Source organism: Tenacibaculum aiptasiae, from assembly GCF_965221665.1.
In the GTDB taxonomy this organism is placed as follows: domain Bacteria; phylum Bacteroidota; class Bacteroidia; order Flavobacteriales; family Flavobacteriaceae; genus Polaribacter; species Polaribacter aiptasiae.
Genome location: NZ_CBDCSN010000003.1, coordinates 1116302 through 1128286, shown reverse-complemented (window position 1 = coordinate 1128286; position 11985 = coordinate 1116302). Strand labels below are relative to the sequence as shown.

Below are 11985 nucleotides of genomic sequence, written 5' to 3'. Positions count from 1 at the left end.
ATAACTGACTATTTGGTATTATATTCATATACATAGATAAAAATTGCATGAACATTATTTTTTTTTCATCAAAAGGGTTTAAGTATTCAAATTCATTATACATATATGTTTTATACTAGTTGGTGATTCTTACTTTAAAGAAGTTTGTTTTTAGAATATGTTTGATGAAAATTTAAAATAATATCATAATGAAAACGTGTTTAAATATTATGTATCTAAGCTTATTATTGTTTTTTTCACTAAATGTAAAAGCCCAAAAAAAGAAGAACACTTTAACCGAAGAGGTTCGAAAAGAAATTATTAAATCAATTCAAGAAAATTTACTAGAGAGCTATGTTGATCTAGAGTTATCGTACAAAATGATAGCTGAGTTGAGTAAGAATATAAAGGCTAAAAAGTATTCTCAAATAATTAATCCTTTTGTCTTTTCAAGAACTTTAACCGAAGATTTACAAAATATAAGTAAAGACTATCATCTTAAAGTTCGATTTGAACCTAAGCGTATTGCTCAAAAAAAACTTATGGTTTCTGAAGGAATGCAACAAGAAATACAAAGAAGAAAGATGATGAAAATGAGAGAGATAAATTATGGATTTAAAGAATTGAAAATATTAAATGGAAATATAGGATACTTAAATTTACAGTTATTTGCTGACACTAAACATTCAAAAAATATTGTAAATTCTGCTATGACTTTTTTAAATAATACAAATGCTATGATTATAGATTTACGTAATAATAGAGGAGGAGTCCCTAGTATGATGCAATTATTATCAAGTTATTTTTTTGATAAAAAACCAGTTTTATTGAGTAATTTTTATGAAAGAAAAAACAATACCAAAACGCAGTTATATTCTTTAACAAACCTTAAAGGAAATAGATATAAAAAACCAGTATATGTTTTAACAAGTAAGAATACATTTTCTGCAGCAGAAGCCTTCACCTATACGTTAAAATATTTAGGTAAAGTAACTGTTGTAGGAGAAGTTACTAAAGGAGGAGCTAATCGAACAAAACGAATTAATTTAAATGATGAGTTTACAATATCAGTTCCATATATCAAACCAATACATCCTAAGACTAAAACTAATTGGGAAGGAGTAGGTGTTATACCTAATATAAAAACAACCAAAAAAGATGCTTTTGTTAAAGCTTATATTGAAGCAATAAACCAAACAGTTAAAAAGAAAAAGAATAGTATCTTAAATAATATAGGCTACACATTTTTACAAGAAAGATTGATAGATGAAGCTTTAATTGTATTTCAGGAAAATACAAAACTATTTTCTAACGATGCAAATGCATGGGATAGTTTAGGAGAGGCATATTTTATGAAACAGGATAAAGAAAATGCTTTAAAATCATATGAAAAAGCTCTAGAGTTAGACCCTAGTTTGGTATCTGCCCAAAAGATGATTCAGAAGTTAGAAAATCTAAAATGAGATGAAGAAAAAGAAGTTTATATTTCTATTATTATTGTTAAGCTTGTTTTATTTTGTGTATTCACAATTATTTGATCAACCAACTTTAGTTGAAGGAAATCATTTAGAATTAATTAATACGTACAAGCACCATACAGATGAGGTTTGGGAAGTAAAGTTTAGTCCAAATGATTCACTTATAATAAGTGGAGGATTAGGAAAAAAGGTGAAAGTATGGTCTAGAATTACTGGAAAAGTAATACATGATTTACCACATGAGTATGGAACACCCGCAATAGATTTTAGTCCTGATGGATTGTTAGTTTGTACAGGGTCTTATGATGGGAAAATGAGGTTATGGGATGTAAATACGGGAAAAATGATTCGTGTTTTAGAAGGGAATGTAGGAACATTATGGTCGGTAAATTTTAGCCCAAATGGAAAATTAATTGCAGCTGGAGGTAATGATGATATAGTTTTAGTTTGGAATGTTCATACAGGTAAAATACTTTACGAATTTAGAGAAGCTAAGCATAACATTTGGGAAGTATTATTTCATCCCTCAGGTGAGTTTTTAGTAGCATCGGGAAGTGATAATGCTATTAGAGTGTATAGTATGCAATCTGGTAAATTATTGAATACTCTTTTAGGACATACACAAGTTCCTTTATCAATGAGTTTTAGTCCAAATGGTAAATTAATGGCTAGTGGAGGAGATGATAAGACAATAAAAATATGGGATACAAAAAGTTGGAAGTTATTGCATACTTTAAAAGGAGAAAATGAAGCCATACATTCGGTAGTTTTTATAGATAATAAAAATGTTTTGGCTGGAGGTACAGATAAAAAAGTTTTAGGAGAATTATTAGAGTATCATTTAGGGTTTAAAGGATTTGTAAAACCTATAAGCGCGACACTCTGGAATGTTGAAAATGAAACCATTTTGCAAACACTTTCAAACAATAATAATGATATCGGTCTAGGTATGGATGTGAGCTCAGATGGAAAGTTTGTAGCTATACCTAGTAAAGACAAAACGGTTAAAATTTGGAAAGTAATTAAATAGAAAAAGCCTCATATTATTGAGGCTTTTTAGTTTTAAGAATTAAGAAAAGTCTTTAAATATTCGTATGAGTTTATGGTTATTGCACTTTTCTTTCGATGCATAACCGATTGAATTTGTTCAGGAATAGTTACTTGAATGTCTAATGTATTTTCTACTACATCTAAAAACTTTACTGGGTGTGCTGTTTCTAAAAATAAACTTATAGAATTTGGATTTTCTTTTTGATATTCTTTAGCACCTAAGTACCCAACAGCTCCATGAGGATCGGCAATATAATTACTTTCTTTGTGTATTGCTTTCATTGCACTACGTGTTTCTTCATCTGTAAAAGAATAGGACGAAAAAGTACTTTTTAAAGCATTTAAATCATTATTAAACAATTCTTGAATACGTATAAAGTTACTAGGGTTTCCAACATCCATAGCATTAGAAATTGTAGCTATTGATGGTTTTGGGTTATAGTTTCCATCTTTTAAGAAGTTAGGAACAGTATTATTTACATTCGTAGCAGCTACAAAATGTTTGATTGGAAGTCCTAATTTTTGAGCCATAATACCAGCACAAATGTTTCCAAAGTTTCCACTAGGAACAGAGAATACAACATCTTTTTGCTGTTTATAGACCTGTTTATAAGCAAAGAAAAAATAAAACATTTGAGGTAACCAACGAGCAATATTAATTGAGTTTGCTGAGGTTAAAACACGATTTATTTCTGAATCTAGAAAAGCAGTTTTTACCATATCTTGACAGTCATCAAATACTCCGTTAACTTCTAAAGCTGTAATGTTTTGTCCTAAAGTAGTTAATTGTTTTTCTTGAATATCACTTACTTTTCCGCTAGGGTAGAGTATAACTACTTCTACACCTTTTACCCCTAAAAATCCATGAGCAACAGCACCTCCAGTGTCGCCAGAAGTAGCTACTAAAACAGTTACTTTATTGTTGTTGTTTCTATTAAAATATCCTAAGCAACGTGCCATAAAACGAGCTCCTACGTCTTTAAAAGCCATGGTAGGACCATGAAATAATTCTAAGGTTCCAATATTTTCTTCAATTGAAACAACAGGAAAATCAAAAGACAATGTCTCTTTAATTATTTCTTGTAAAGTTTCGGTAGGTATTTCATCTCCTACAAATTGTTGAATAGCTTTGTGTGCAATTTCTTCATTAGAATATTCTCCAATATTTTCAATAAAGTCTTTGTCTAAAGGAGTAATATTTTCTGGAAAATATAAACCTCTATCAGGAGCTAATCCGTTTACAACAGCTTCTTGAAAACTAACTTTTGGTGATTTTTTATTTAAACTGTAATATTTCATTTTGTGTTGTGTTTATTTTGTCTCTAATATTTTAACTCCTTGTGTATTTATTTTAGATGTAAAAAGATTAAAATCAATGTTTTTATCACTGTATGCATTTTGTATAGCTTCATATACATTATTAGCTGTTTTTTCACCTTTACATAATGCAAAAATTGTAGGGCCAGAACCAGATATTCCTGCTCCTAATGCACCTGCTTTGATAGCTTCATTTTTAACTAAATCAAAATGAGGAATTAAATGCTTTCTAGCTGGTTCTACAATAACATCAGTTAATGAATTGGCTATTACTTGATAATTACTTGTATACAATCCACTTACAAGACCACCAACATTGGCCCATTGAGTAGTAGCATCTTTTAAAGATACTTTTTGAGGTAATACATCTCTAGCGTCCTTAGTTTTTACTTCTATTTGTGGATGTATAGCAACTAATTGTAATTCATTAGGAACAGGAAGCTTTATAATGTCTAGAGGTTCATAACTTCTTATTAAGACAAAACCTCCAAAAATAGCTGAAGCTACATTATCAGCTATAGGAGTCCCACAGGCAGCTTTTTCACCTAACATTGCAAATTTTGTAAGTTCTAAGCTAGAAAATGGCTTTCCTAATAATTCATTTACACCAAAAGCAGCACCTCCAGAACTAGCGGCGCTACTTCCTAATCCACTTCCAGGTGAATATCCCTTATGCATAGTAATTTCTATACCAAAGTCTACTGAATGTTCTTTAAGCATAGCTAAAGCAACTACTCCTGCCGCATTTTCTTTTGGATTTAAAGACAAACCTTTAGCGCCAGTTATTTGTGTTATTTTAACCCCTTTTTCTACAGTTTTTGTAAAAGTCATTTCGTCGCCAATAGTATCTACGGCAAATCCCATAGAATCAAATCCGCAAGAAACATTAGCAACTGTTGCTGGAGCAAATATTTTTATATAGTTCATTTTTTTGCAATTAAAAATAAGTCGGTATCACCAATAGTAGTACCTTCTTGATATTTTTTTGTGTAATTTTCTAATAGTTGAAACTTGTTGTTTTGTAAAGCATTAACTAAATATTCTTGATTATGGTAGTGAATAAATAAGCTATTTTTTCCATCTGAACTAGTTTTATATCCAGAGTCAGTATTATAATTACCTATCATTGTACTTAAATAAAATAATCCATTTTCATTTAAGATAGTATAAGCATCTTCAATTAACTGGATACAATCTTCTTTTGAGATATATGGAAAACAGAAACCGAAAATAATAAGATCAAATTTTTGATTTAAGTATTTAATGTTTCTACAGTCTTCAACTTTAAAACTAGCATCTTTAACATGTTCTTTTGCTAATTGAATCATATTTTCTGCGGCATCTATCCCTAGAATTTTAAAATCACTCCTTTTATTAAGTAAATACTTAGTAATATTTCCAGGACCACAGGCAACATCTAAGATTGTTTTATGGCTATTTTTACAATGTTTTAAAAGCCTATCGTAGCTATGATGATATACAGTTGCTTCCATAAATTTATCATGGTATTGCTGTGATACTTTATTATAAGTTTCTATGATATGTTGATACTTATTCACCATTTAATTTTAATTATTAGCTATTCTAATAACGTCAGCAAAAATTCCTGAAGCAGTTACATCTGCACCAGCACCAGCACCTTTTATTTGCAATGGATTTACAGGATATCTATCTGTAAAGAATAACACAATATTATCGCTACCTTCTAAATTGTAAAAAGGATGGTCAGAAGGAATATGCTGTAAACCAACATTAGCTTTACCATTTTCGAATTCAGCTACATATTTTAAACGACAATCTTGATCGCTAGCTTCTTTGAATATTTTTTGAAAATGAGCTTCATATTCAGTTAAACTAGCGTAAAATTCATCATTATTGGTTGTTTTTAAACTTTTTTCAGGTAAAAACGCATTGTTTTTAATGTCTGATAATTCTAAGTTAAACCCACTTTCACGAGCTAAAATCAATATTTTTCTAGCAACATCAATTCCACTTAAATCAATTTTCGGGTCTGGTTCAGTATAGCCCTGTGCTTGTGCATCAGCAACAACATCATGAAAAGTATTCTTGTTATTAAAATTATTGAATACAAAATTTAAAGTTCCAGATAAAACAGCTTGTATTTTATGAACTCTATCTCCAGAAGCGATTAAATTTTTTAAAGTATCTATAATTGGTAGTCCAGCACCAACATTAGTTTCAAATAAAAACGGAGCATTATACTTATTGGAAACTTTCTTTAGTTTTTTATAATTTTCTAAATCTGAAGCACAAGCTATTTTATTGCAAGTAACTACTGCAATATTATTACGTAGATAGTTTTCGTAAACTTCAGAAACCGATTGATTGGCTGTGTTATCAACAAAAACAGAATTACGAAGGTTGAAAGATTTTGAACGTTCAAAAAATGATTGTATCGAGCTTTCTTCGCCATTTTTTAACTGTTCTTTCCAATTCGATAAATCGATACCTTCTTCATGAAATATCATCTTTCTAGAGTTAGAAACTCCAATTACTCGAATGTTTAATTTTAAGTTTTCTTTTAAAAACTCTTTTTGTTGGTAAACCTGTGCTAAAAATCGTTCACCTACATTTCCAACACCCGTTACAAACAGGTTTAATTGTTTTACTTTTTCTTCAAAAAACTGTTCATGTAATGTATTCAGCGCTTTTTTTGCATCTGAACTATTTATAACAGCCGAAATATTTTTTTCTGAAGCTCCTTGTGCAATTGCTCTTACGTTTACATTATTTTTTCCTAAAGCACTAAACATTTGCCCGCTCAAACCTTGGTGATTTTTCATTTTATCACCTACTAAAGCTATAATGGCAAGGTTGTTTTCAACTAAAACTGGATTAAGTTTATGCTGTCGAATTTCAAAAGAAAAAGTTTCATTTAATGATTCTTTCGCTAGTGAAGCGTCTTCTTCATAAATTCCAATACAAATAGAATGCTCAGAAGAAGCTTGTGTTATAAATACTACATTGATATTTTGCTGCGATAATGTTTCGAACATTCGCTTTGAAAAACCAGGAATACCAATCATGCCACTTCCCTCAAGAGTTAAGAGGTTTATATTTTCTATATGCGTAATTCCTTTTACAGGCTTATGATTGATAGACTCTTTAGAAATTAGAGTTCCTTCATTTTCTGGATCAAATGTGTTTTTGATTCGAATAGGAATTTCTTTTTCTAATACTGGTTGAATAGTAGGAGGGTACAAGACTTTGGCTCCAAAATGCGATAATTCCATTGCTTCTTCATATGAAATTTGAGTAATTGGAAATGCTTGTTTTACTATGCTAGGATTTGCTGAATACATTCCACTAACATCTGTCCAAATTTGAAGTTCATTAGCATTAAGCGCAGCAGCATAAATAGCTGCAGAATAATCAGAACCACCACGTCCTAGGGTAGTTGTTTCATTTTTTACATTGGAAGCTATAAACCCACCTAAGATAACAGCATCAAAAGAGTTTTCTTTAAAAAAGCTGCTACAGTTTTTATTAGTTAGTTCAAAATTTACCTGAGCATTTAAAGAATCACTATTGGTAATTATAAGTTCTCTACTATCTTTATATGTTGCATTTATTAATTCCTTTGCAGCATTGGCAATAATATAAGATGACAGTCTTTCACCAAAACTAGCTACTTTAGCTAGGGTTTTAGGAGAAAGCTCTTGTAAGAGAAAAATACCTTCATAAATAGCTTTTAACCTGTTAAATAAAAACCGAACTTCTTGAATTACTTTAGGTTGTTTTTCTTTAGAAATTAATTCTTCAATTACAGAAAAATGTAACTCTTCTAATTCTGTAATTGATTGATTAACGGTACTATTATCTTTTAAAGCTACTTGTGCTGTTGCTAATAATTTATCGGTTGTTTTTCCGAAAGCAGAGACTATAACTACAGCTTTTTCGTGTTTAGATACTTGTTTTACAATATATAAAACCTTTTTGATGTTTTGATGATTGGCAACTGATGATCCACCAAATTTTAAAACTTTCATTGTTTAATGTGTAAATTTATAAATTGATTTTGAATGAGTTATCTTTTTTTGAGTCTTTCAAAAATATAACTATAACCTAAGATGATATGTAAAAAATGAACCCCCTAAAGGGTACCCGTAATGATAGTAGTAATTGTAGTAGTGCCAACAAAAGAAGTCGTAAAGTTTACGACTAGTAAAGAATTAATATTTTCTTTGTTGTTTAACATCGATTCAAATGTATACTTTTTTTTGAATTAATGCTATTCTTTTTTAATTTTTTGAAAAATAATAGGTTAGGGCTAGTGTTTACCTATAAAGGAAGGAAATAAAAAAGGCATTTACTTAGTAAATGCCTTTTTTCTAGTTAACTTTAAACTGAAATATTTCTGAGGTTGATGTATTACCTTTAGAATCTTCAGTTATTACTCTCCAATAGTATGTCGTATTAGAGCTTACATTGGTGTCTAACGAAGTTGTCGTTACTGTACCTATAGAACTAGTAGGGGGGCTTGTTGTATTTAATTGAATTGTATATTTACTGATATCATTGTCAACATCACTACCTGTCCATTTTAAATTTACCGTTGTTGTAGTACTAGCTAAGTTAGCTCCCATAGATGGACTAACTAGATCAGCAGGAAAAGGAGCGTGTGATGAAACAGGTTTACCTGCATTATAAAACTTCCACGTATCACTTTGTGCTACCTGTGTACCTGAGTTTTTTGAAATTACATACCAAGAGTATGGAGTTCCTCTGTTAATAGTGATAATCTTTTCAGAATCGCTACTTGTATATGTAGAAGTAACGTCAGTGTCTAAGTTTTTTACAAAGATTTCATAATTAGTTGTGTTTGTCGCATCAGACCAATTAAACGTTACTGAACTTTTAGTATCACTAATGATAGTTCCTTCGTTGCATTCAGAATTTTGTTCAGGAAAAACTAATGTAGCTTTAGTTGGAGCAGCTGGTGGAATATCTTCCGTACTACTACCACCTCCACAAGAAGTTAAAATTAAACCTGAAAAAAGGATAAAATATATATTACGAAAAGTCATTATTCTTTAATTATTTTAAACGATTTACTTTCATTGTTTTTTGTTACATATAAGATGTACATTCCTTTAGCTAAATCCGAAATATCGATTCTTTTTGTTTCAGAATTTGCTGATGTTTGATAAATTAAACTTCCATTCAACGCATATATATCTATTGATGCTTTTTCTTTTAAAGTACCTAAATAAACATTAATATGAGTAGTTGATGGGTTAGGGAAAGTGCTAATTTCTTCACCTAAATAAATTGTTTTTTCAAAAATTCCTTGACAATCTTTATCCCCCACAACTTTTAATGTATTCTTTCCTTGTAAAAGAGGTAATTCTATAAACGAGTTTGATGTTTTATAAGTTTCATCATTTAGCGTAATATTATAGTTTTTACTACCGTCTAATTTAAGCTCCACAGTATTACTTTCCTTTGCAATTTTAGAAACAACCGTAATATCTTCTGGTTCAGTAATAACTGAATTAAAACATATTTTATAATTAGGTTGCCCATCTACAGTAATGCAAACTTCATAAGTTGCAGCTGAAAGATTTTCAAAAGTGTGTGTTGTATTGAATGTTTTAGTTAAAGAAACTGAATTACCAGTAAGAGTTGCAGTATAGTTTAAATTCTTTTGAGTAGAAATTATAATACTACCATTGTTACTAGTTCTACAAGTTTCACTTAAAACTTGTAAAGAAAAGTTGTTTGCAGGTAAGGTAAATATTTCACATCCAAAAACATCTACTTTAGCTCCTGCAGGAGTATTTGGACAGTTATCATCACTATTTAGAACACCATCACCATCAGTATCATTATTCGTAAATAAACTAGAAGGATTATTTCCATAGATTTTAAATTCTCCTGGCGCCAGTGAAATTAAAGCATTAACATCAGTAATAGTTGTTTTTAAGTTGTTATTTAAAAACTCATACCAATCACCAGTTTCTTGAAATTTGGGATTTATTGATTGTGTTGTAACTCCAAAGTTACCAATAATAGTAACATATTTAACTTCATTACCTGTAGCAGAACCTTGTGTTAAATGGATAGTTTTTAAACCTGTAGTTTCGGAAACGTCTAAAGTAAAATCTCCAGTTTTAAAAATAGGTTCTCCATTTTTTAATTTGATTAAATCTTTCCAAGTATCATAAATAGCTTTTCTATTAGGTTCGTTTTCATAATTCCAAAGAATAGGTTTGTTACCAGTTCTACCATTTTCTTCAATACTTATGTCATAACCTAATTCACCAAATTGCCAAATCATTTTAGGACCTGGTATGGTAAAATAAAACGCACCAGCTAATTTCATTCTTTCTAATGCAGTTGCTAAATTCTTAACACTATAACTTCCGTTCGAATTACCAAACTGTAAGTTTTTATACATTAAGCGTTCCTCATCATGACTTTCCATATAAGAAATGTTAGCAGGAGTAGTCCAGTTTCTTTTGCGGTAATCTATCCAAGAAAAATCTGATTTTCCACTATCATGATATCCTAATGTAGCTTCATTATATTGATGATTTAAATTGCTCCAAAACATAATACCTTTTCCTTCGTTTAAACGATAATTAACCCATTCGGTTTCTTCTTGATTTGTTCCTAAATGTTCGAAAATAACATAGAAATCACCATCTTTTTCCCATTGGTAATCGGCATATTCTTTTAAAACAGCAACTCTGTCTGCTTGATATGCATTTGTACAAGAATCGTTACCATCTGAACAATTTTGAGTAAAACCTTTGGTTAAATCCCAACGGAATCCATCAATTTTAAATTCGTCAATCCAGTATTGAGAGGTTCTTTTTACATAATCTTTTGTAGCTTGTTTGCTGTGATTAAAGTCGTTGAAAACATTGAATGAATGTTTTGCAGAAACATTAAAGAAAGGGCTATCTGCTGCTGGTTGACCTCCGTAACCACCGTTACTTGTATTCCACATTCTGAAATATGGATTTTGCCCTGTAGCATGGTTATAAACTACATCTAAAATAACAGCAATTCCACGTTTATGACACTCATCAATAAATTGCTTGAATGCTTCTTTTGTTCCATAGTATTTATCCAATGCCATATGAAAAGAAGGATTATACCCCCATGATTCATTTCCATCAAATTCACTAACAGGCATTAATTCGATTGCGTTAACTCCTAAATTTTGAATGTAATCTAAACGGTTTTTTACAGCATCAAAACTATGTAATTGATCAAAATCTCTTATTAATAATTCGTAGATTACTAAATCTGTTCTAGCTGGTTTTGTAAAGTTGGTAATTTGCCAATTATAAGCAGCTTCTCCTGTTTTGAATAAGGATACAGCATGTTCTGTTTTTCCTGTTGGATATGCTGGTAAATTCGGATAAGTTGTAGCATTTATACCAGAATCATTATTCTGATCTAATATTGTGGTAGAGTAGGGGTCAGCTATTCTTAAATCACCATCTACTAAGTATTGATAGGTGATATTTGTTTGAGGAGTTAAGTTTGTTACTTCAATCCAAAAACGGTCTTTAGCACTGTCTTTTTTTAATAGGTAGTTTACATCGTCTCTTTGCCAATTATTAAAGCTTCCAATAAGATTTACAAACTTTTTTTGCGGAGCATATAGTACAAAAGTAGCTTTAGTGTTGTCATTAGGATCTAAGTTTAGTCCATCTTTCATTCCACTAGGTAATGTTGCTTCAGTTACAGTTGGGTCTGGTGTTGCAGCACCAACTTCAGCATACATATCTTGCGATTTTTTATCTCCAGAACCATCTTTTGCTTTTACTAAAAAACCTATTTTACCAATACCAGTTCTGTTGTAAAATGTAGTTGGTTTTAATGTAATTGAATATGTTCCGTTGTTGTTGTTTGTTAGTTTTTGAGCTTCATTAGAGTTTGTCCAAGTACCATTATTTGGAGCATCCATTGAATTTAAATCATTTGTATCGTATGACCAGCTCCATAAATATAAATCAGTAACACCCCATGTTGCAGGATTTATATTTGAAAAAGTAATTGTTATATCATCTGTTTCATTAAACGTATTTGGATTTATAGCAAAATCAATATTTTGTTGCTGAGCAAACAAACCTATTGATGTTATAAATGTGAAAAGGGATAGTAGGATTTTTTTCATTGTAAT

At 30.3% G+C, this 11985-nt stretch carries 8 protein-coding genes; 2 read left to right on the top strand and 6 right to left on the bottom strand.

All coding sequences use genetic code 11. From position 1 onward, the window contains the following. The first annotated feature begins 188 nt into the window (after positions 1-188). Positions 189-1442 (top strand): S41 family peptidase, encoded by a 1254-nt coding sequence (locus ACOQN8_RS16720; protein WP_420553557.1) that lies wholly within the window; start codon positions 189-191, stop codon positions 1440-1442. A gap of 1 nt (position 1443) precedes the next feature. Beyond that, positions 1444-2487 (top strand): WD40 repeat domain-containing protein, encoded by a 1044-nt coding sequence (locus tag ACOQN8_RS16715; protein WP_420553556.1) that lies wholly within the window; start codon positions 1444-1446, stop codon positions 2485-2487. 32 nt (positions 2488-2519) lie between these two features. On the opposite strand, the gene thrC is transcribed toward ACOQN8_RS16715, so the two are convergent. From thrC to ACOQN8_RS16685, 6 genes are all read right to left on the bottom strand, one after another. Then, a complete protein-coding gene (gene thrC, locus ACOQN8_RS16710; protein ID WP_420553555.1) occupies positions 2520-3806 on the bottom strand; it encodes a threonine synthase in 1287 nt (428 codons plus the stop codon). A 12-nt stretch (positions 3807-3818) separates the two neighbouring features. Beyond that, a complete protein-coding gene (locus ACOQN8_RS16705; protein WP_420553554.1) occupies positions 3819-4751 on the bottom strand; it encodes a homoserine kinase in 933 nt (310 codons plus the stop codon). Then, positions 4748-5386, bottom strand: coding sequence for a class I SAM-dependent DNA methyltransferase (locus ACOQN8_RS16700; protein WP_420553553.1), 639 nt, complete (start codon positions 5384-5386; stop codon positions 4748-4750). Before ACOQN8_RS16700 ends, ACOQN8_RS16705 begins: the two co-directional genes overlap by 4 nt. A gap of 6 nt (positions 5387-5392) precedes the next feature. Then, the gene (gene thrA / locus ACOQN8_RS16695; protein ID WP_420553552.1) at positions 5393-7834 is read right to left on the bottom strand and encodes a bifunctional aspartate kinase/homoserine dehydrogenase I; all 2442 of its coding nucleotides are present in this window, start codon (positions 7832-7834) and stop codon (positions 5393-5395) included. Positions 7835-8176: 342 nt separating this feature from the next. Next, complete coding sequence (locus ACOQN8_RS16690) at positions 8177-8872, bottom strand: hypothetical protein (protein ID WP_420553551.1); 696 nt, start codon at positions 8870-8872, stop codon at positions 8177-8179. Beyond that, positions 8872-11979: an alpha-amylase family glycosyl hydrolase gene (locus ACOQN8_RS16685; protein WP_420553550.1), complete on the bottom strand. Its 3108-nt coding sequence runs from the start codon at positions 11977-11979 to the stop codon at positions 8872-8874. Before ACOQN8_RS16685 ends, ACOQN8_RS16690 begins: the two co-directional genes overlap by 1 nt. Positions 11980-11985: the final 6 nt, after the last annotated feature.